Annotated in this window: 20 protein-coding genes; 4 read left to right on the forward strand and 16 right to left on the reverse strand. The window is 41.8% G+C overall.

Annotated features, from left to right (window positions below; all coding sequences use genetic code 11):
* Positions 1-129: 129 nt before the first annotated feature.
* Complete coding sequence (locus HYG79_RS07430) at positions 130-906, reverse strand: hypothetical protein (protein ID WP_179241476.1); 777 nt, start codon at positions 904-906, stop codon at positions 130-132.
* 161 nt (positions 907-1,067) lie between these two features.
* Positions 1,068-1,820 carry a lysophospholipid acyltransferase family protein gene (locus HYG79_RS07435; RefSeq protein WP_228027957.1) on the reverse strand — a complete coding sequence of 251 codons (753 nt, stop codon included), beginning with the start codon at positions 1,818-1,820 and terminating at the stop codon, positions 1,068-1,070.
* Positions 1,821-1,901: 81 nt separating this feature from the next.
* On the opposite strand from HYG79_RS07435, the gene trpS reads away from it, so the two are divergent.
* Together trpS and HYG79_RS07445 are read left to right on the forward strand one after the other, a co-directional pair.
* Complete coding sequence (gene trpS, locus HYG79_RS07440; RefSeq protein WP_179241477.1) at positions 1,902-2,870, forward strand: tryptophan--tRNA ligase; 969 nt, start codon at positions 1,902-1,904, stop codon at positions 2,868-2,870.
* 112 nt (positions 2,871-2,982) lie between these two features.
* Positions 2,983-5,544 (forward strand): TonB-dependent receptor plug domain-containing protein, encoded by a 2,562-nt coding sequence (locus tag HYG79_RS07445; RefSeq protein WP_179241478.1) that lies wholly within the window; start codon positions 2,983-2,985, stop codon positions 5,542-5,544.
* On the opposite strand, the gene dprA is transcribed toward HYG79_RS07445, so the two are convergent.
* Positions 5,545-6,648, reverse strand: a complete 1,104-nt coding sequence (gene dprA / locus HYG79_RS07450) for a DNA-processing protein DprA (protein WP_179241479.1) — start codon at positions 6,646-6,648, stop codon at positions 5,545-5,547.
* A gap of 103 nt (positions 6,649-6,751) precedes the next feature.
* On the opposite strand from dprA, the gene HYG79_RS07455 reads away from it, so the two are divergent.
* Both HYG79_RS07455 and HYG79_RS07460 read left to right on the forward strand, forming a co-directional pair.
* Positions 6,752-7,696 carry an HU domain-containing protein gene (locus tag HYG79_RS07455; RefSeq protein ID WP_179241480.1) on the forward strand — a complete coding sequence of 315 codons (945 nt, stop codon included), beginning with the start codon at positions 6,752-6,754 and terminating at the stop codon, positions 7,694-7,696.
* A gap of 63 nt (positions 7,697-7,759) precedes the next feature.
* Positions 7,760-8,275, forward strand: a complete 516-nt coding sequence (locus HYG79_RS07460; RefSeq protein ID WP_179241481.1) for an acyl-CoA thioesterase — start codon at positions 7,760-7,762, stop codon at positions 8,273-8,275.
* Between the two features lie 18 nt (positions 8,276-8,293).
* On the opposite strand, the gene HYG79_RS07465 is transcribed toward HYG79_RS07460, so the two are convergent.
* The 13 genes from HYG79_RS07465 to atpH all read right to left on the reverse strand — a co-directional run bounded on the left by HYG79_RS07465 (position 8,294) and on the right by atpH (position 20,711).
* A complete protein-coding gene (locus HYG79_RS07465) occupies positions 8,294-9,490 on the reverse strand; it encodes a murein hydrolase activator EnvC family protein (RefSeq protein ID WP_228027958.1) in 1,197 nt (398 codons plus the stop codon).
* Between the two features lie 43 nt (positions 9,491-9,533).
* The gene (locus HYG79_RS07470; protein ID WP_179241483.1) at positions 9,534-10,322 is read right to left on the reverse strand and encodes a DUF4292 domain-containing protein; all 789 of its coding nucleotides are present in this window, start codon (positions 10,320-10,322) and stop codon (positions 9,534-9,536) included.
* 9 nt (positions 10,323-10,331) lie between these two features.
* Positions 10,332-11,267, reverse strand: coding sequence for a tetratricopeptide repeat protein (locus HYG79_RS07475; protein ID WP_179241484.1), 936 nt, complete (start codon positions 11,265-11,267; stop codon positions 10,332-10,334).
* Complete coding sequence (gene dut, locus HYG79_RS07480; protein WP_179241485.1) at positions 11,268-11,702, reverse strand: dUTP diphosphatase; 435 nt, start codon at positions 11,700-11,702, stop codon at positions 11,268-11,270.
* A 168-nt stretch (positions 11,703-11,870) separates the two neighbouring features.
* Positions 11,871-13,337: a lipopolysaccharide biosynthesis protein gene (locus tag HYG79_RS07485; RefSeq protein WP_179241486.1), complete on the reverse strand. Its 1,467-nt coding sequence runs from the start codon at positions 13,335-13,337 to the stop codon at positions 11,871-11,873.
* A gap of 51 nt (positions 13,338-13,388) precedes the next feature.
* Positions 13,389-13,922: a hypothetical protein gene (locus HYG79_RS07490; RefSeq protein WP_179241487.1), complete on the reverse strand. Its 534-nt coding sequence runs from the start codon at positions 13,920-13,922 to the stop codon at positions 13,389-13,391.
* A 78-nt stretch (positions 13,923-14,000) separates the two neighbouring features.
* On the reverse strand, positions 14,001-14,561 hold the full coding sequence (locus HYG79_RS07495; RefSeq protein ID WP_179241488.1) for a hypothetical protein: 561 nt from the start codon (positions 14,559-14,561) through the stop codon (positions 14,001-14,003).
* The gene (locus HYG79_RS07500; protein ID WP_179241489.1) at positions 14,554-15,048 is read right to left on the reverse strand and encodes an RNA polymerase sigma factor; all 495 of its coding nucleotides are present in this window, start codon (positions 15,046-15,048) and stop codon (positions 14,554-14,556) included. Before HYG79_RS07500 ends, HYG79_RS07495 begins: the two co-directional genes overlap by 8 nt.
* A complete protein-coding gene (locus tag HYG79_RS07505) occupies positions 15,049-15,891 on the reverse strand; it encodes an alpha/beta fold hydrolase (RefSeq protein WP_179241490.1) in 843 nt (280 codons plus the stop codon).
* Between the two features lie 135 nt (positions 15,892-16,026).
* Positions 16,027-17,247 carry a TCR/Tet family MFS transporter gene (locus tag HYG79_RS07510; RefSeq protein ID WP_179241491.1) on the reverse strand — a complete coding sequence of 407 codons (1,221 nt, stop codon included), beginning with the start codon at positions 17,245-17,247 and terminating at the stop codon, positions 16,027-16,029.
* A 343-nt stretch (positions 17,248-17,590) separates the two neighbouring features.
* Positions 17,591-18,451 (reverse strand): ATP synthase F1 subunit gamma, encoded by an 861-nt coding sequence (gene atpG, locus HYG79_RS07515; RefSeq protein WP_179241492.1) that lies wholly within the window; start codon positions 18,449-18,451, stop codon positions 17,591-17,593.
* Positions 18,452-18,536: 85 nt separating this feature from the next.
* A complete protein-coding gene (gene atpA / locus HYG79_RS07520; protein ID WP_179241493.1) occupies positions 18,537-20,114 on the reverse strand; it encodes a F0F1 ATP synthase subunit alpha in 1,578 nt (525 codons plus the stop codon).
* Positions 20,115-20,171: 57 nt separating this feature from the next.
* Entirely contained in the window at positions 20,172-20,711 is a 540-nt protein-coding gene (gene atpH, locus HYG79_RS07525) for an ATP synthase F1 subunit delta (protein ID WP_179241494.1), read from the reverse strand.
* Positions 20,712-20,716 lie beyond the last annotated feature (5 nt).

Below are 20,716 nucleotides of genomic sequence, written 5' to 3' on the forward strand. Positions count from 1 at the left end.
ATCTCAATAAACAATGTAATTTGACCTTCTTTTTAGATAAACAGCGATATAAATCTATACTGTAAAGGCAGTCCACAAAAGAAAAACCGACCTCTTGGTCGGTTTTTACATTCATTACCTATTTGCCCTTTAATCACAGATGATATTGCTGAAAGCGGTCTCGGTTGATATTGCCACATCTTTTGCAACCGTATCTTTGAACAATACAAACTGGTCAATCCCATGGTTAGACGATCTTGGAGAGATTTCCATTACATAGGCGCCAGCAGTATCAAACTCAACATATATATCATGTGCATCATTGTCCGAAGTGCGAGACATCCAAATAAAATCCAAGTTGTTGCCACTGCGATACACTTTGAACCAACCTTCTTTTGAAGAACCGTTGGGGTTCGGGGTCTTACCGGTATCTTTGGGGTAAACATAACTATCCGTACCCTTGAGCCCATAAAAATCGGCCGCATCGTTAAAGCGTAACCACGTGTCGTTATGCTCGGTACCGTTGTTTCCGTTTTTAATGGCTGAGCTCCATAAAAATCGATATGTTCCAGGGTTTTGAATCTTAATGGTATAACTGGCGATACTATTTCCCGGAGCGTTTAGATATTGTGAGCCCTCCCAAACCATATATCCTTCGCCGGAAAAACTATTACCATCTTTTTTAAGTTTCCAATCCCCTGAAAATTCGGCATTTTCAAACTCGACCTTTACCAAACCGTCTTTTTCAATGAAAACATAGTTGGTAGCATTGTCACAGGATGATGTTTCATTATCGGTTTGCTCGATTTCTTCCGTTTCAGACGTTTCATCCGCACTTACATCAGAATCCTTGGAACAAGAAGTGAATACTACAAAAGAAAATAAAACAGGAAGGGACAAAAGCTTCCGTACAGATTTCTTGTTCATAACAAAATAGTTTTAACATTATCAATACATAAGAAACGTAGCACATGGTCAAAAAATTGGTCAAATGCCATTTTTTCGACAAAATACACTAGTATACTAGACCTTTTGTTTTTAGTAAACTTAATATTTTCGATATTCAAATCTAAACCCTGTAGATAATTTCAAAATGCTTCCGCATTCAACTCTTTCAAAATAACGGCCCTAACCTCTTCTCGAAGGGTTGATTTATCTTCCTCGGCCAAGAGGCCGGCTTCAAAAAACTCGTGTACCTTGGCCCGTACGATCCCCGGGCCACCACTGAAAAAAGAGAATGAAAACCGTTTTTTATTGTCATAAAATGTCATGGGAACAACAGGTATGTTGTGTGCAATCGCCATTTTAAAAGCCCCATCCTTAAAATCATCTAGAATTATGTCCTCATCGGGAACACCACCTTCGGGAAAAATACAAATACTCAACCCCTGGTTCAACCGGCGTTGGGCTCTTCTGTACACCCCTGTTCTACTTCGGGTATCCTCACGATCTACCATTATACAGACCCTCTTGTAGAAAAAACCAAAAACGGGAATCTTTACCAGTTCTTTCTTACCAACAAACACAAAAGGATTTTTACTCACGTAAAGCATCAACATAATATCCAACATACTGGTGTGGTTGGCTATCAACATATAACTTTTTCCCCGCACTAATTTTTGCTCCCAAAGAATTTTTGGAGGGCAGCCCATACCATATAATATTGGTGTGGCCCATAGATCGCGTGCCAACCAAAAGAATTGGGGATACCACTTTTCGGATAAGGTCGTAATCAATAAAAATGGAAAAAAAACGAATATAGGTAGTGCTACCAGAATGTAGAACCAAATTCTATAAAGGATAAAGCCTATTTTTTTCAATAGATTCAAAAATAAAATCAAAAGTAACGATTTACATTTTTAAAACTAATCTTGGGGTTTTCGGATTTCTTTTACCTTTGTGCTTCTTTGAAAAAAACAGTAATGGCAAGAATCTTAACAGGTATACAGAGCACGGGAGTGCCACATTTAGGGAACATTCTGGGAGCAATAATTCCCGCTATAGAAATGGCAAAGGACCCCAAAAACGAATCTTTCCTATTTATTGCGGATATGCACTCGCTTACGCAAATCAAAAACGGTACGCAATTGCGTCAAAACACGTATGCCACGGCCGCTACATGGCTCGCTTTTGGACTTGATATTGAAAAAACGGTATTTTACCGCCAAAGTGATGTTCCCCAAGTAACTGAACTATCTTGGTACCTGAGCTGTTTTTTCCCATATCAACGTTTGACCTTGGCACATTCCTTTAAGGACAAGGCAGATAGGTTAGAGGATGTAAATGCAGGATTGTTCACCTATCCCATGTTAATGGCTGCTGATATTTTGTTGTATGATGCCAATATTGTACCTGTTGGGAAAGACCAACTACAGCATTTGGAAATGACCCGCGATGTTGCATCACGCTTTCATGCACAACTAGGGGAAACCTTTGTGTTGCCCGATGCCAAAGTGCAGGAAGAAACTATGTATGTGCCCGGTACGGATGGCGAAAAAATGAGCAAAAGCAAGGGAAACCTTATCAACCTGTTCCAAACCGATAAAAAACTACGAAAGCAGATTATGGGTATCGTTTCGGATAGCACTCCTATGGAAGACCCCAAAGACCCCAGTACCGATACTACCTTTGCGCTGTACAAGCTATTGGCATCCGTTGAGCAAATCGAGGAAATGAGCGCCAATTATCTTGCAGGAAATTATGGCTATGGCCATGCCAAGCAAGCCTTACATGAAGTTATATTGAAAAAGTTTGGCGATGCCCGTGAAAAGTTCAATTACTACATGAACAATTTGAATGAAGTTGATGATGCCCTTGCCCTTGGTGCTGAAAAGGCCAAAAAAGTAGCAGATGGTGTTTTGGAAAGGGTTCGGGAAAAAGTAGGGTATTAGTCATCTTATATGGCCATGCCCCATAGGAAAATTCCTTAACCGAAAGTTAAAACCATTTCAATTCAGGCCGAAAGACAGTATCTTACAGGCATAACCCGATACCATCCAAAGTATGACAAGGACAATCGCCCGGCCGCTCACGGCCATACTGATGCTCAACGTCTCCATAGGTGTTTCCCAGGAAAATCCCGTTTTCCAAAACATACTGGGCAGACTCATTACGTACAGCACAATCAATTCTCCCGAAAAGACCTACATACAGACGGACAAGGACCTCTACTCCAACGGCGAGACCATTTGGTACAAAACCTATCTCGTGGATGGGGTCTCCCATGGCACCACCGATAAGAGCAACGTGGTCTACGTCGAACTGTTGAGTTCGTCCGATAGCGTTGTGGTGCGGCAAAAACTGTTCGCACAGGATATCGGTGCCGCAGGGAGCATACAGATACCCGAGGACATCGAACAGGACAGCTATACCCTTCGGGCCTACACGAAATACATGTTGAACGAGGACAGGCCCTTTCTCCACTCAAAGAAGATACCTGTTTGGCTGCAAAGAACGGAAACCGGCCTCGCTACCGAGAGTGACGGGCAAGTGCAGGGCCAAGAAACGGCCAAGGCCGAACAGGAAAGGCCCATCATCGGTTTTTTCCCGGAAGGTGGCGACCTGGTCTCGGGGATATATGGCAAGCTGGGGGTCAAAGTGACCGACACCAAGGGCAACGGTATTGCGTTGCAGGGAAAAATAATCGACCAGAACGACAATCTGGTCTCGCCTTTCAAAAGCCATGACCACGGTCTGGGCCAGGTAAGTTTCGTGCCGGAAACCAAAAAGACCTACTATGCCAGTATACAGGTCAACGGAAAGGAGGAAAGGTATACGTTGCCCGAAGTCCTGGAGAGGGGCTACGCTATGAGCATAAGGAACACGGGCGAACATGTTACCGTCAAGCTATCATCGAACAACATGGAAAGGGGACTGGAGGGAACCTTGCTCCTAGGGCATATACGCGGTAGGACTTTTTACAAGAACGTACAAAATTCGACCGACGAAAAGTTTTCCGCAAAAATAATGACCAGAGACCTGGAGGACGGGGTAGCGCATTTCACGCTTTTCACCTCCGAAGGGGAGCCCATGTGCGAAAGACTGGTCTTTATCGACAACCCTTACAACGATATTTTCCTATCGGCCGAAACGGATGCCCCAACCTACGGGCAAAGGGAAAAGGTGTCCGTAGAACTATCGGTGAACGGCCCGATGGCCGCAAACCTCTCCGCTAGCGTCATGACCAAGACCGACCGTACCTCGAGTACCGGCCCCAACATCAAAAGTTGGCTGCTCTTGGACTCGGACATCGGAAGAACCGTCTCCAATGCCGACATGTTCTTTCAGGACAACACCATGCAAGGCAGGAACCTTTTGGACAACCTCATGCTGACCCACGGTTGGCGCAGGTTTGCCTGGAAAGATATGCTGGGCGGCAAAGTGAACGGACAAAACGCCCATGCACCCGAAAAGGGAATCATGGTAAAGGGAAGGACCACCAGTTTTGACAACGGGTACCGACCCAAAAAATCGCTGGTGAGCTTCAGTGTGTTGAACAGGGAGCTCTTCAGGGAGAACAAAGATACCGACGCAATGGGGAATTTCAGTTTCGGGCCCTTCAACTTTACCGATACGATCGTCGGCGTTATCGAGGCCAGACCGATGGCAAAGCACCGAAAACAGAAGGAGAACGAAATCGGCATCTACGTGGAAGACACGTTCCCCGGGCCAAAGGTCGCAACGGAACGGAACGGAACGAAGACCATCGTGTACGAATACCCGAGGGAATATATGGAACAGACCTCGAAAAGAAAGGTACAGGACTTCAAGTACGACCCCAACGTAACGCGCCTGAAAGAGGTGACGGTAGTCGAGAAAAAAAGAAAAATGACCAGAAAGGAAATCGTCAACGAAAAATTCAACGAACTGACCTTATATGGCGAACCCGATAGGCGCGTTATCACAGATTCTATTAGAGGGGGATTCGCTATTAATGTATTTGACTTTTTGATAGGTGTAGCCGGCGTAAGCGTTCAAGGGAAATCTTATGAAAGAACCGTTAGTATACGTGGAGGGGCCACGTCGATAGGTTCCCCTTCGAATAATGGAGGCTCAGGCAGTGATGAAAGTACTCAAAATGTTTCTAGGCCTAAAGAACCCCTTTATCTATTGGACAATGTTCCTGTTGATAATAGTACCATAAATACATTGAACCCCAGCGACATAGAGTTCGTAGATGTACTCTCGGGCCCTAGAACTGGTTTTTATGGATCTCGCGGCAGTAATGGCGTGATAGCGTTTTACACCCGTGGGCAGGTATACATTGAACCTGAATTTCCCGCGCCGACACCCGGGGTCACGGATTTTAAAATCCCCGGCTTTACCAAGACACGCGAGTTCTACAGTCCCGACTACGGCATCACCGAAAAAGAACATGACAAAGCGGATTACAGGACCACCTTGCATTGGGAGCCGAACATCGCCATAAACGGTTCCGACACGGCCGGTTTCAGCTTTTATACCGGAGATGCCCCCGGCAGTTATCTGGTAAGGGTCGAGGGCATCACCACGGACGGCAGGCCCCTAAGTACGGTTCACAGCTTCGTGGTCGAAGACGTTTACTGATCAAACGGCCTCGAACAGTTTCCCCGGCAGGGGCCTTACGACTCCTTTCATCTCCATGGTCAATAAGGTGGATGACACCTTGAAAATGGGTAGTTTACATTCTAGGGCAATGCTATCCAACAATTGCTTGCCTTCTTTTTGGAGGTAATTGTATATCGTCTTTTCGGTATCGTCCAACGCAACAAAAAGCTCTTTTTGGATAGGAACGTTCTTTTTTTCTTCAAGTTCCCAGCCCAAAATGTATATCAAATCCGCAGCGGAAGTAAGCATATGGGCCTTTTGTTGTTTAATAAGGTTATTGCAGCCCGTACTATATTTATCTTGGGCCCTGCCCGGTACGGCAAAAACATCTTTGTTATAGCTATTGGCGATGTCGGCAGTGACCAAACTGCCTCCTTTTTCAGCGGATTCAACCACCAAAGTGGCTTGGCTCATTCCCGCAATAATACGGTTTCGTTTTAAAAAATTTTCCCGTTCCGGGTTGCTATTGCTCCAGAATTCAGTATAAAACCCTCCGTTTTTCTCTACCGCGTTCATGTATTTGGAATGTACCTTTGGGTATATTTGATTAAGGCCGTGTGCCATGCATCCTATGGTTTGCAAGCCATGCTTCATCGCCGCACGCTGTACCGTAATGTCAACGCCATAGGCGAAACCGCTCACGATAATGGGGTCTAAAGGCACTAAATCTTCAATAAGTTGCTCACAAAACGCCGTACCGTAGCTTGTAATGTTGCGAGTACCGACAATACTTATGATCTTTCTTTGCGCTAAATCAATTTTACCTCTTTTGAAAAGTAAGATGGGGCTATCAATGCAATGTTTTAAATACGAAGGATAATCTTGGTCCAAAAAGTAATCAAAAGCTATATTGTTCTTTTGTATGTATTCAAATTCCGATTCGGCAGCTTCTAGATGTTCAGCATCAAAAAGGCCTTTGATGGTCATAGTACCGATACCATCTATTCTTAATAGGTTTTGCACTTTATCCTCAAAAATCGCGGATGGACTACCACAGTGGGAAATCAGCTTTTTGGCCGTTACATCGCCTATATTGGGTACGTTTTGTAAACGAAGTACCGCAATCAATTCATTTGTAGTCATTTACAAAATCACATTAGTTATTCACAAAATACACAAAATATAATGTTAATAAAAAGTTATGGGGAGGTTTTGATTCGCATCAATTTTTATGATATTTGTCCTGATGGGAATAGAACACTATCTAAAAGAATTACTGTACAGGTACAACTGCGTAGTCGTGCCAGGGTTTGGTGCATTTCTTGCCCAAATAAAATCAGCGGTCGTAAACGAATCTACCCATACGTTATATCCGCCCACCAAAATCATCTCCTTCAACGAACAACTATCTTCCAACGATGGGCTTTTGGTTTCCTTTATGGCTGAAGCGGAAAACACTTCTTATGATGAAATGCTACAAAAGGTCAACGATATTTCGCAAAAATGGAAACATGACCTGAAAGCCGGGGAGCGCTTGGTCTTACCGAACATAGGCAAACTCTATTTGAACGGCGCCCATAAAATTCAATTTGAGCCATCTAACAAAATAAACTACCTGAGTTCATCTTTTGGTCTTTCCTCTTATGTATCCGTTCCCGTTACCAGGGAGGTATTGAAAGAGGAAGTTGTGACGATGGAAGAAAAGATACCGTTTATCATTACACCGGAAAGGCGTAAAACACAAGCCTTAAGGCCTTTGTTAAAATATGCAGCCGTTGCCTTACTGGCACTTTCTACCGGACTTACCGGTTTTCGATTTGTAGATGAAAACATCAACAATGACCAAATAGTGCAACAAGAGGCCCAAGAACAGGTTTCAAGAAATATACAAGAAGCCACGTTCTTTGATACGGCTCCTTTGGAACTTCCGGTATTGTCGCTTCCCGTGACCAAAACCAACACCAACGTTCACCATATTGTTGCCGGTGCTTTTCGTGTTCGTGCCAATGCCGATAAAAAAGTAGGGCAATTACGCAGAAAAGGATATGACGCCTCGTATTTGGGCCCGAACAAATTTGGTCTACACATGGTTGCCTACGGCAGCTATACCGATGTTGACATCGCATTAGACTCCCTAAAAAGCATAAAACGCAACGTATCGGGAGATGCTTGGTTGCTTTCGGTCAAATAAATAAGCCTTCCCCTTCTTTTTCTCCCAGTAATTAGCTTGTATCTTTGCCAAAATTTCAGGCATATGAAAGCAAAGACTCCTAAAGATTCCCTTACCGTAGTAAGCGATTTGGTATTACCGGGGGAAACCAATATGTTGGAAAACCTATTTGGCGGGGAACTTTTGGCACGTATGGACCGTGCGGCAAGTATAGCGGCAGGAAGGCACAGCAATAGTATTACCGTAACGGCTTCGGTAAATCATGTCGCATTTAACCAAGCCGTGCCCTTGGGCAGTGTGGTGACCGTAGAAGCCGCGGTTTCAAGGGCGTTTTCAACATCTATGGAGGTATATATTGATGTTTGGATAGAAAGTAGATTTAGCGGGCAGCGTTCTAAGGCCAATGAAGGCATATATACCTTCGTAGCTTTGGACGATATGGGCAAACCCACAAAAGTACCCCCATTAAAACCTGAGACCGAATTGGAAAAAGAGCGATTTGCAGCCGCTTTGCGAAGAAAACAACTGAGTCTGGTATTGGCGGGAAAAATGAAACCTACCGATGCTACGGAACTTAGAGCCCTGTTTCTAGGCGATTAAGGATTTATATTTAACAGATCATAACTGATAGATCCATTCTTCAGGATTCAAACGTGTGGTGTCTTTATACAAATAAAACTTAAGCTGGGTCAATCCGCTAAACCGATTGGTATAAATTTTGCCCAATGCTGTCTTTACGGCTACTTTATCCCCTTTCTTCACAAAAAGTTCGGATAAATTGTAGTAAGTACTAATGTAGTTACCGTGTTTGATTTGAACTCCTTTATTGCCCCCTGGAACGGATAAAATGGCGATTACCTCGCCTTCGAAAACGGCACGTGCCGTACTACCCTCGTCAGTTGCGATAATAACACCGTTGCTTTGGTGTTTTATTCCAGGATACACCGCATCTTTATACACGCCGAAACCCTGTTTTTTTATCCCTTTTTCAACAGGCCATATGAGTTTCCCCTTGTTGGATGAAAAGTTACTGGCCACCAATTTAGCTTCGGGAGTCAATATAAATGTGCTGGTATTGGCCTTTTTGCCCGCTTTTTTATTAGCCTCTTTATTGGATGATGCAATGGCACTGCGTATCAACCTTTCAATTTGACGGTCAATTTTTCGGGCCTCTGTTTTTTTCTTTTGTATCGCAGCGGCATATTTGCTTTCATTGCTTCGAATTGATTTCAGCAATTCTTTCTGCGATTGCATTTCTTTGAACAAAATGGCTTTTACTTTCTTGTTCTCCGCAATCAATTGATCCTTTTCTTTTCGCTGTTGGGTCAAATCGGTATTCAACTTTCCCAATTCCTGGGTCTTCGCCATAATCTGTTCTCCTTGTTCACGGCGATAATCGGTATATTGCTTAATGTATTGCAGTCTTTTAAAAGCTTGAAAGAAGTTTTCGGAAGATAATAGAAACATCAATCTGCTTTGTTGCGATTTGCTCTGATACGATTTTTGGATCATTTTGGCGTAATCGTCTTTCAACGTTTTCAGATCATCACGTAGCTTGGAGATATTCCTGATGTTGGCATTGATCTGCCTGTTCAATAAATTGGATTGTTGATTGGTAACCCGAATCAATTGTTGGCGCACATTGATTTTTTGGTTCAACCCTTCCATCTGGTCCAGCACATTGCCTTTTTCCTTTTTCTCGGAAGTAAGTAACCTGTTTATTTCCCTGATTTCCTTTTGAAGTCGCTCACGTTTGTTTTCCAAAGCTTTTTGCTCATTGGTCTGGGCCAACGATTGCCCATAGCATAGCAACATAAGTACCAATATACAAAATAGATGTGAGCGTTTACCTTGCATTTTACTTTAAGATTATCTCATCAAAACCTTTCGGTATTTTATATGGGAATTTAATGGATTTGTTCAATTCGATATTCCGGTAATCTATATCGATTGTTGTTCTTTCGTTGCCTTGAATAGCCGCGATTGCGATAGAATTGGGTATCATTTGGGAATCTACTTCTTGATACTCCTGATAATTGATTTCCAACAATCGTTTTTCCAAAGGTTGCGATAATTGTTGTGAGGCCATTTTAAAATGTTTGGGCTCTATCTGAAATAGAATCTTGAACAAGTCCAAAGGTTTCCTCGGTTTTAATTGATAGGTGTTGGCAACGACTTCGGCATTGTACCTTTCCTTTCTCAAATCCAATACAGCTTCCCCCAAGAGTAGGTTCTGCAGATTTTCAAAATCCAGCTCCGTTCCCAATAATTGACTTAAATATGAAAAATCACCATTAAAATATTCATTTTGCAACTTATTGTAGAAAGATACTTTTTGCGGAGTTATATATACTTTGACCATACCAAGAGGTGCGCTCAACCAAATGGCTTTGTCTTTTTCCATACGAAGGCTAACGCTGACACCTTGAGAACTTTGACCATCGGAGTAGTCTATCTTCATCTTTCCGCTCAAGGTCTTGAAATCTAGTTTAGAGCCGTAATGCTTTTTAATGACCCCTTTTGCCGAAAGCGTATTATCCACTTTTCCGTCAGCGATTATCTTATTGGTCTTACAGGAAATCGATACCAAACAGAAGACACTCAATATCAGTATTTTTTCAAATATGCTTCTGCTATTTATATTCATTGAACTCATTTAAAATCCGGGCTTTATCTTACGAAGATACATATTTGCCTTAGGCGTGTTGTTCAAGGCAGTGTAGGCATCTCCCAATTCTTGGTATATTTTATTGGCCAGTGAAATATCGCCTACCAAATAATCCAGGCCACTTTCTAGAATGGCTATGGCGTCCCTATGTTTTCCTTTTTTGTTCAAAGCCAACCCGTTGGCATAATAAAAATAGGGTTGCGAAGGATAATTTTCCAAAGCCTCTGCAGAAACTTGCTGCAACATAAACATGTTCTTTGCAAAAATCAGACTTTTGATCTGGGATTTATATCCGATGGACGGGTCGCTCTCTCTTTGATTCGTAACCGTAAACGAGGTTGAAGTACTTTTAACCGTCTGCCTTTTTAGGGAGTCGTTTATTTTTAAGGTAAGTTCCTCCGTAAAGTCTGATTTTTTTATACCGTTAAGTATTTTTAATGCTTTTTGATACTCATTCCGCCCATAATAAATCAATGCTAAATTTTCTTGAAGCTTTATATTGTCAAAGGGAATGGTGTTTTCTACTTCAGCTATAGTACTGTTCTGCTTTTTAAGTACCGCCATAAGTGTTTGCAGATACCACAGGTTCGAAGGTTCTGCCACCACAGCCTCTATAGCATAGTCCTGGGCGAACAAAGGCTGTTTATCCGCTAGATATGCCTTGGCAAGCTCATGATCCACCACTACGTTGTCGGGCTGTAATTGTTTACATCTTAAAAACAGGTTGACGGCCTTATCGTAATTCTCTATCCCTTTCTGTTTTAAGGCCTCAAAAAAGTTTTCTTGAAACTCGTCGGAATATTCCTCTAAGAACACTTCGGCACTTTCTTCTACATCAATATTCTTTTCATCTTGGGCATGAATATAGGCAGGACATAAAAAAAGTCCTGTAAAAAGAAATAATATGTGAAGTGTTTTATTCATCTATTTTACCCCTGTACTACCAAACCCCCCATGTCCCCTAACGGTTTCTGAAAGTTCGTTCACTTCTACCCATTCTGACCGTTCGTGCTTGGCGATTACCAATTGCGCCACACGCTCCCCATTTTCAATCGTAAAAGGCACATTGGATAAATTTACTAGAATTACCCCTATCTCGCCTCTATAATCCGCATCAATCGTGCCAGGCGCATTCAACACCGTAATCCCTTTTTTAGCCGCCAGGCCACTTCTAGGCCTTACCTGAGCCTCAAAGCCAATGGGAAGTTCTATAAAAAGCCCGGTTTTGATGACTGCACGCCCTAAAGGTTGTAACGTAATAGGCTCGGAAATATTGGCTCTCAAATCCATCCCAGCCGATGCATCCGTTTCATAATGTGGTAGGGCGTGGGTAGATTTATTGATAATGTTTATTTTCATATTTTCTTCTCATTTACTTTAAGCGGCCATCTTTGGTTAAGTCAGTAAAGGTATGGGGCCATACAGTGTTTGGTTCGGAAATTACCATACTCTACTGCTCATCCATACAAATTTCAATAATTATTACAATTGAACCCTTAATTTTTTTATAAATAATCCTACAACCTGTTATTTGCCCTTCTTTAGGAAAATCTGTTTCAACTTATCGTTTTCCATTTTGTACAAGACCCCTAAGAAAATAAGCAGAAGTGGAATGCCAACAAACAAATTCCTGTCAAAAAAATAGAACGATACGATGGAAAAAACAATGGACATTATCCCATAAAAACCTATTTTTCTAAAGTTATACGGAATGGGATAATACATTCTCCCAAAATAAAAGGAAAGAAACATCATACTGCCATAGGCCACCAATGTTGCCACAGCAGATGCCATGTAACCAAAATAAGGGATGAATACAAGGTTGATGATCAAGGTCAATACCGCACCGATAATCGAGATATATGCCCCAAATTTAGTACGGTCCGTAACTTTGTACCACACCGATAAATTATGGTAAATGCCCAAGCAAAAACTGGCCAAAACGATTATGGGCACAACGGACATAGCTTCCCAATAGGCCTCGTCCAAAACCAAGAACTTTTTTAGAACATCGGCAAAGACCACAACGCTCAACAGTATGATGCTACCCAAAATGATAAAATAATTCGTAATCTGGGCGTATGTTTTTTGCGGATTTTCAGTATTGGAATGACTAAAGAAAAAAGGCTCTATGCCTATTCTAAAAGCAGTGGCGAAAAGCGTCATAAAAAGGGCCAATTTTATACACGCAGCGTATTTTCCCATTTCTGCCTTTGCCGTTGCGGGCGGCAGCAACTCAGTGAGCAAATAACGGTCAAAGACTTCATTTATGCTAAAAGCTATGCCAGCTATCATAACCGGAAGTGCGTATACCAACATTTTTCGCCACAGAGGCCAATCAAAAACATAAGATCTTCCCATGTAGATACGGAACATCAATACCAATGTTATGCCACTTGCTACCACATTGGAAATGAGAATATAGCTCACCTCGAAATCGGGAACATACATTTTCCCAAAAAACCCATTCGGATCATTTTTCCCCATAACAGGAAGCAAAAGAATAAAGAAAAGGTTTAGGCTTAAATTTATGGCTACGTTCAAAATCTTAACGATCGCATACCGCATTGGCTTTTCGTTGGCCCGTAACCAAGCAAAAGGAATAATGACCAAGGCATCCAAGGTTAAAATAGCGAGCACATATTTAATGTAGGTTACCTGTATGTTTAGGATATCAGCAATAGTTTTTTGGAACAAAAGGCCTATGACCAAAAAGAGAAACGTAGTCCCCGCAATAGAAATCAAAGCGGTAGAGACCACCTTTTTTCTATTTTCCACTTCTTTGTAGAAGCGAAAAAATGCAGTTTCCATTCCGTATGCTAAAAAAACATTGAAAATTACGAACCACATGAAAATAAGCTGTACTTCTCCGTAAGTGCCTGGAGGCATCACTTTTGTATACAGGGGCACCAAAATAAAGGAAAACATCCTTGGCAACACCGTTGCCAAACCATAGATAGCGGTTTGCTTAAAAAGTTTTTTTAGTGGATTCAAACAACTGGGGATTAAAATCTAAATGTAGCTATTTAAACCCTTTAAAAAAAGTCAGTTCTTTGGTTTACTGTTATGGATCACGGGTGTTTTGTCCTTAATCCCCGTGATTTTGGTGTATTTTAATTTCCCCTTTTGCATATAACTGATTACAGCTTCATCTTTGGCCAATTTAAAAGGGAACTCATTTTCAATCTCTTTGTTTTTTATCATTTTAGGAGGTTGATTCCCTACTTCTTGTCTTGAATCGGCATGCATGATAAGATCTGGCTTTGCCTTAAAGTATTTAATGAACTTAGCCGTTGCGTATGTGGCACCCCCTTCTTGATCAATGACAATATCACTGACCTTGCCACGAAAAAAGGCCTGTTTTAGGGAAACATGATTTTCGGGCAGACTATTGAGAGGCTTATAGTTTACAGGAATCTTCAAGAGCAGGCCTTTACCGGTTTCCTCTTTGCCGCCCACCCACTCATGACAAGACGCTGTACCAAGTTCAAAAGGAGTTTTGGTCTGTAACTTTTTTTGTGATGCGCAGCTGAACAATCCCATGGATATAATTGAAAGTATATATATTGATTTTTTCATTTTTTTGATCTATTTCTGATTTATGTAAAGATACTAAACCAAAAGTAGTGCCAAACCATAACATTGGCAATCTGTAAACTAGCCCGTAGCTTTTAAGCTTTTTAGTTTATTCAATTCTTTTTTGATTTGCAAGGCTATAAATGTTCCCAAAACTAGGAGTATAACGATTGATGAAATTACTATGTAGGTATAAAACCCTGATGACAAACTCGATTTAAAGCTGGGCAGTAGCATTCTAAAACCCAGAATATAAGTCAAAACAATAACGGGAGTGATAAAAAAATGTACCCGTTTTCTATTACTGTAGTATTCCATTAGTTTTTCTTTAAAACGAATACCCTCCAACATAACGTTTATTTTTTTTAGTCTATATATACTACGCATTTCTATACCAATACGAATTGCCAAACTCAAAATCATCAACGACAAACCTACTGTTACCTTACTGTTTTTATATCCGGATATATAGAAAAAGAAAAATACCAGAACAAGTATTGTGGCTGACAGAACCACATTCGTTATTCTTTGTTTTTTCTTTATATCGTTTATCCTGTTCAGAACAGCGTCAAAATCTTCTTTTGAAGGATTAAGTTCTCGCTGGTCTTGCCATTTTAATCGTAATTTTTCAAAATCATTCATGATGTACGCATTTTGTTAGTTCATTTTTAATACGGTGAATTCGGGTGCGAATCGCTTCGTGTTTTAACCCTGTCACTACTGCAATTTCTTTTTGAGGTAGCCCATCCAACTCCAATAATATTATCGCCTTATTGGTTTCGGTCAATGTGTTGATACAAGAATATAGTTGTGATAATAACTCTTCTTTACGCTCCCCTAAATTTGAGTCCGCTATTTCAGGAATGCCGTCAACTTGATACCTCTTTATGTTTTTCTTGGATTGTCTTAACTCTGCCAGGCATGTATTAACAGCGATCCTGTACACCCAAGTAGTGATTCGGCTCTCGTCCCTAAAGGTATCCAGGTTCTCCCATACCTTTATAAAGGTTTCCTGTGTCAGATCTCTCGCCAGAGTATTTTCTCCGTTAACATATCCCAAACAAAGTCGCATTACCTTGGGATAATTGTTCTCGTATACTTCTTTAAACTTTAGTTCTTTAGCTGACATTTAGTATTCTAGATTAAGCATTACCTTTTCTAAAAACCACTCCGGCTTATCGTACATGATAAAATGTGCGGACCCTTCTGCATATTCAATACTATATGTTTTTAGGTTTTTATACTGATTCCCATACGTAATTTTGGCCATTTCCAAACCATAAGGATGCGTTGCGGCAAGAATTGTGACCGGCACTTTGATTTTAGCGATATCTTCTCTCAAGTCCAACTTTAACAAATCGGTATAACCATAAACATACGTTTGCCTATCTGCTTGTAGTATCCAATCTTTAATTTGTTTTTGTTTTTCTGGTTTTAAGCTCATTCCCATAGCCATTTGTGTGGCCATTGTATCAAAGCTTTCTTCATCCATGCTCAATAATTGTTCATTCCACGGATTTTCATAAACCATATTCTCACTTTTAAAGTCAGGAATCATCAAAGCGCCAACTGATGGCAATGCATCTACAATAATCATTTTTTTGAACGTGTTAGTTTCGCTGGCCAGCCATAGGCCAAGCGTTCCTCCCAAGCTATGGCCAATTATCGTGGCGTTTTCGAGTGTATTCTCCGATATGTATTCCTGTAAGTTCTCCTTAATTTTTGGCAGCCAGGGCTTTTCAATGGGTTTTACATCGCCAAACCCGGCAAATGTAAATACGTGACATTCATGATTTTTCGAAAGTTCGACCATAATATCCTCCCAAACAGCATCGGTACACGTAAACCCCGGAAATAATAAAATGGGGTCACCCTTACCGACTACTTTAACTTTAAAAGCTTGGTTCTGGGCAGTTATGGCACTTGTGAAAATTAGGGAAAAGAGAAAAATTGTTTTTTTGATGGTTTTCATTTTTTGCTTTTTAAAATTGATTTTCCCTTTAGATACAATTCTCAAAAAATGTTACATCATTTTCAAAATTAAATTTAAAAAGCAGCGGATAAGTATTGATTTTTCTGAACGAAGACCCTTTTGGGAGAACGCGTTTTAATCCTCGTCCATTTGTATCTTTTTCATAGCGAGTACCGCAAACAAGAAGGCAATGAGCAAAAAGACTGCTGCTAGGGCATAGGGTGCCCCGGGAAAGTATATGTCTCCTTCGGGACGAATGAAGAAATAGAATACCGGCGAGAATATCAATTGACCCAAAATTGCCGTAATACTGACTAAGCCAGTAATGGATCCTTGTAGGTTGCCTTGCTCTTTTTCCGATACCTGATTGGAAATTACCCCTTGTACGGTGGGCCCTGCAACACCACCAAGCGCATACGGAATTAAGAAGGCATATAACATCCACGGTTCGGTAGCCAAGGAAAAAAGAAACATACCGATTACCCAGAGAAGAAACCCGTACACTACTACGTTTTGCCTTCCCAGCTTTTCAACTAAAACCCCCACCAAAAAACCTTGGACTATGGCTACCAATAAACCTACTACCATAAGGGAAATACCTATTTCCTGCGGACTCCAATTGTACCGTTCAATGCCGTAATAAGACCATGTGGAGGGCAGCGCTTGTCCGGCTAAATTGGCCAAAAAGAATGCAAAAATCAAAAGTAGCACCCCTTTATAGTTACGCAAAGCGACCAATGATACTCCAGGAATCATTTTCATGATATTAATGGATCTTCTATTTTCTGGGACCAAAGATTCAGGTACAAAAACCCACCCGAACAAAAAATTGGCAAATGTGAGTCCGGCCGCAATGTAAAAGGGCAAGCGTATGTTCAACTCCCCAAAAAAACCTCCTATTCCTGGGCCTATTATAAATCCCAAGCCAAAAGCGGCCCCGATAAGCCCAAAATTTTTGGCCTTGTTTTCCTTTGTACTTATGTCTGCAATATAGGCAGAGGCCACCGTAAAACTAGCTCCTGTAATACCTGCAAGAAATCGGCCCAAAAACAGCCAAGTGATAGTAGGTGCCCAAGCGTGCACTAAATAATCTATACTCAATCCTAAAAGGGCAATCAACAAGATGGGTTTTCTTCCAAACTTATCTGAAATCTCTCCCAGAACAGGCGAAAACAAAAATTGCATTCCCGCAAAGGCCGTAGTCAACCACATACCATAAATAACTGCCATATGTGTACCCTCTCCGGTAAGCTGCATAATAAGGTCGGGGATAATGGGGAGAATGATACCTATACCGATAACATCAACAAGAATGGTTATAAAAATAAAAAGTAAGGCTGTTTTGTTGGTTTGCATATGGACGCAAAAATCGGCTAAAAAAACAAAAAACCTCACATTCCTGTGAGGTTTTATAGTATTATATCTTCGCTGCGCTGCGTCCAATTGTTCAGCGCTTCCGCACGGCTGGCATTTGACTCCGCTGCGCTGCGTCCAATTGTTCAGCGCTTCCGCATGGCTTTCATTTGACTCTGCTGCGCTGCGTCCAATTGTTCAACGCTTCCGCACGGTTTGCATTTGACTCCGCTGCGCTGCGTCTAATTGTTCAGCGCTTCCGCACGGCTGGCATTTGACTCCGCTGCGCTGCGTCCAATTGTTCAGCGCTTCCGCACGGTTTGCATTTGACTCCGCTGCGCTGCGTCTAATTGTTCAGCGCTTCCGCTCCACCAACAATTTCTAAAATTTCGTTGGTAATCGCTGCCTGTCTTGCCTTGTTATACGTGAGTTTTAACTGATCTCTCAATTCGGTCGCATTGTCGGTTGCTTTATGCATTGCCGTCATACGGGCGCCATGCTCACTTGCAAAAGAATCCCGGATTCCTTTATACAATTGTGTTTTTAAGGATTTGGGAATCAATTGTTCAACAATCTCAGTTTTAGAGGGCTCAAAAATGTAGTCGCCGCTTTCCTCCTCGTTACCCGCCATTGGTACTATAGGCAAAAATTGTTCTGTCATTACAATTTGGGTAGCGGCATTCTTGAACTTATTGTAAACGATATCAATTCGATCATAGGCACCATCAATAAACTTGGCCATCAAATCTTCAGCAATCAGGGCTACATTATCAAAAGTCAAGTCATCATAAACCGGGCTATGGTTTTCGATCACGCTATATTTTTTTCCCAGGATATCATTCGCTTTTTTGCCTATGGCTATAAAATCCACGTGCTTATCAGCGTAGGTTTCATTGGCCAGTAGCATGCTTTGTTTGATAATATTGGTATTAAAGGCACCACATAAACCACGATTGGAGGTTATCGCTACTACCAATACCTTTTTTATCTCTCGATTATCAGCAAAACTACTGCCAGAATCCGAATCCAAGCTAGCACTCAAACTCTGAAGCAGTTCAGTCAGTTTATCCGAATAGGGTCGCATAGCGGTGATGGCATCTTGAGCCTTTTTCAACTTCGCAGCAGATACCATTTTCATGGCACTCGTTATCTGCATCGTTGATGAAACCGATGCTATCCTATTTCGTATCTCCTTTAAATTTGCCATTTCTTTGTAGTATTTAGCCGTTTGTAATCAATAGAGAGAATTTATTCGGTTCTTCATACTGATTACTTCATACCCATTTTATGGACTAGTTATATTTTGACGACAAATCTTTACAGACCGTTGTTAGTGTATCTGTTACCTCATCTGTTAATTTACCCGCCTTCAACGTGTCCAAGACGTCTCTATGTTTGGCATTCAAAAGTTCAAGGTAATCTCTTTCAAACTCTTTTATCTTTTCAACTGGAACATCACGCAACAAGTTTTTAGACCCTGCGTAAATGATAGCGACCTGATCTTCAACTGTAAATGGGTCATTTTGGGCCTGCTTCAATATTTCAACGTTTCTGCGCCCTTTTTCGATTACGTTCAATGTGGCTGCGTCCAAATCCGAACCGAACTTGGCAAAGGCTTCCAATTCTCGAAACTGGGCTTGGTCCAACTTTAATGTACCTGCTACTTTTTTCATCGATTTTATTTGGGCAGAACCTCCCACACGGGATACCGAAATACCTACGTTGATAGCGGGCCTCACCCCTTGGTTAAATAAATCCTGCTCCAAGAATATCTGTCCGTCCGTAATAGAAATCACGTTCGTGGGAATATATGCCGAAACATCACCTGCCTGGGTCTCGATAATCGGCAATGCGGTTAAGGAACCTCCACCTTTGACCATTGGTTTTAAAGTATCTGGGAGGTCGTTCATATCTTTTGCAATGTCATCATCTGCAATAACTTTAGCCGCACGCTCCAATAACCTGGAATGTAGGTAGAAAACATCCCCTGGATAGGCCTCACGACCCGGTGGTCTTCTCAACAAAAGGGATACTTCACGATAGGCTACCGCTTGTTTTGAAAGATCATCGTAGATAATCAAGGCCGGGCGACCTGTGTCACGAAAATACTCGCCGATAGCCGCACCTGCGAACGGAGCATACACCTGCATCGGTGCCGGGTCGGATGCGTTGGCAGCTACAATAGTCGTGTAGGCCAAAGCTCCTTTATCTTCCAAAGTCTTGGCAATAGCTGCGACCGTAGAGGCCTTTTGACCAATTGCCACATATATGCAATACACTGGTTCACCGGCATCATAAAATTCTTTTTGATTCAGAATGGTATCGATACAAACAGTGGTCTTACCGGTTTGCCTGTCGCCGATTACCAGCTCACGTTGTCCACGACCTACAGGTATCATGGCATCAATGGCCTTGATCCCCGTCTGCAATGGTTCATTTACCGGCTGACGAAAAATAACACCAGGCGCCTTACGCTCCAATGGCATCTCATAGGTTTCCCCTGCAATTGGGCCTTTTCCATCAATGGGAACGCCCAAAGTATTTACCACACGGCCCACAATACCTTCACCTACATTTATAGAAGCGATACGCTGTGTACGTTTGGCCGTAGCACCTTCTTTGATTTCTTTGGAAGGGCCCAACAATACGACCCCGACATTATCTTCTTCTAGGTTCAAAACTATACCTTCCAACCCGCCTTCGAACTCTACCAATTCCCCGTACTGGGCGTTTGATAATCCGTAGACACGGGCGATACCATCACCTACTTGAAGTACGGTACCCACTTCGTCCAAAGTAGCCGTAGCTTCGAACCCTGATAATTGTTGCTTTAAAATTGCTGATACTTCAGCCGCTTTTACTCCTGCCATTTTTCTTGACGTTAGATGTTAGACAAAAGACCCTTAAGGCCTTAGGCTCACATTGTTTTATAGACTATTTGTAAATTCTCTCTTAATATTGTTGAGTTTATTGGCGATACTGGCATCATATTGTAAGTCGCCGACACGCAAAACAAACCCACCGATGATACTTTCATCGATTTTATTCTGAATCGTTACTTTGTTTCCTGTAATACCCGATAACTGTTTTAAGACTTTCTTCTCTAAATCTGCGGTCATAGGTACTGCGGTAGTCACAAAAGCAACGCCTTCGCCTTTTAAATCTTCGTTAAGGATAATATATTTCAAAGCCACCTCGTTCAACATACCGATTCTCTTATTATCGGTCAAGGTAGTTATAAGCCCTGCGGTAATTTGATGACTGCCCTCAAATATTGTATTTAAGGCATCTTTTTTTATTGCGCTCTTGACTACGGGACTGGCCAACACATCTTGGAGCTCTTTGCTGTCTGAAATCGTCGCCGTTATGCTTCGCATATCTTTTTCGACCTTATCCGTTGCTTTATTGTCAACGGCGAGGTCCAAAATGGCTTTGGCATAACGTATGGCAGCTCTAGAATCGTTCATCTTTG

It is taken from the genome of Costertonia aggregata, from assembly GCF_013402795.1.
In the GTDB taxonomy this organism is placed as follows: Bacteria; Bacteroidota; Bacteroidia; order Flavobacteriales; family Flavobacteriaceae; genus Costertonia; species Costertonia aggregata.

What these genes read in the sequence shown, in the direction of transcription:
- HYG79_RS07430 (WP_179241476.1), bottom strand. Translation starts at nt 906, where the DNA reads ATGAACAAGAAATCTGTACGGAAGCTTTTGTCCCTTCCTGTTTTATTT.
- trpS (WP_179241477.1), top strand. Translation starts at nt 1,902, where the DNA reads ATGGCAAGAATCTTAACAGGTATACAGAGCACGGGAGTGCCACATTTA.
- HYG79_RS07445 (WP_179241478.1), top strand. Translation starts at nt 2,983, where the DNA reads ATGACAAGGACAATCGCCCGGCCGCTCACGGCCATACTGATGCTCAAC.
- dprA (WP_179241479.1), bottom strand. Translation starts at nt 6,648, where the DNA reads ATGACTACAAATGAATTGATTGCGGTACTTCGTTTACAAAACGTACCC.
- HYG79_RS07455 (WP_179241480.1), top strand. Translation starts at nt 6,752, where the DNA reads ATGGGAATAGAACACTATCTAAAAGAATTACTGTACAGGTACAACTGC.
- HYG79_RS07460 (WP_179241481.1), top strand. Translation starts at nt 7,760, where the DNA reads ATGAAAGCAAAGACTCCTAAAGATTCCCTTACCGTAGTAAGCGATTTG.
- HYG79_RS07465 (WP_228027958.1), bottom strand. Translation starts at nt 9,490, where the DNA reads ATGTTGCTATGCTATGGGCAATCGTTGGCCCAGACCAATGAGCAAAAA.
- HYG79_RS07470 (WP_179241483.1), bottom strand. Translation starts at nt 10,322, where the DNA reads ATGAATATAAATAGCAGAAGCATATTTGAAAAAATACTGATATTGAGT.
- HYG79_RS07475 (WP_179241484.1), bottom strand. Translation starts at nt 11,267, where the DNA reads ATGAATAAAACACTTCACATATTATTTCTTTTTACAGGACTTTTTTTA.
- dut (WP_179241485.1), bottom strand. Translation starts at nt 11,702, where the DNA reads ATGAAAATAAACATTATCAATAAATCTACCCACGCCCTACCACATTAT.
- HYG79_RS07490 (WP_179241487.1), bottom strand. Translation starts at nt 13,922, where the DNA reads ATGAAAAAATCAATATATATACTTTCAATTATATCCATGGGATTGTTC.
- HYG79_RS07495 (WP_179241488.1), bottom strand. Translation starts at nt 14,561, where the DNA reads ATGAATGATTTTGAAAAATTACGATTAAAATGGCAAGACCAGCGAGAA.
- HYG79_RS07500 (WP_179241489.1), bottom strand. Translation starts at nt 15,048, where the DNA reads ATGTCAGCTAAAGAACTAAAGTTTAAAGAAGTATACGAGAACAATTAT.
- HYG79_RS07505 (WP_179241490.1), bottom strand. Translation starts at nt 15,891, where the DNA reads ATGAAAACCATCAAAAAAACAATTTTTCTCTTTTCCCTAATTTTCACA.
- HYG79_RS07510 (WP_179241491.1), bottom strand. Translation starts at nt 17,247, where the DNA reads ATGCAAACCAACAAAACAGCCTTACTTTTTATTTTTATAACCATTCTT.
- atpG (WP_179241492.1), bottom strand. Translation starts at nt 18,451, where the DNA reads ATGGCAAATTTAAAGGAGATACGAAATAGGATAGCATCGGTTTCATCA.
- atpA (WP_179241493.1), bottom strand. Translation starts at nt 20,114, where the DNA reads ATGGCAGGAGTAAAAGCGGCTGAAGTATCAGCAATTTTAAAGCAACAA.
- atpH (WP_179241494.1), bottom strand. Translation starts at nt 20,711, where the DNA reads ATGAACGATTCTAGAGCTGCCATACGTTATGCCAAAGCCATTTTGGAC.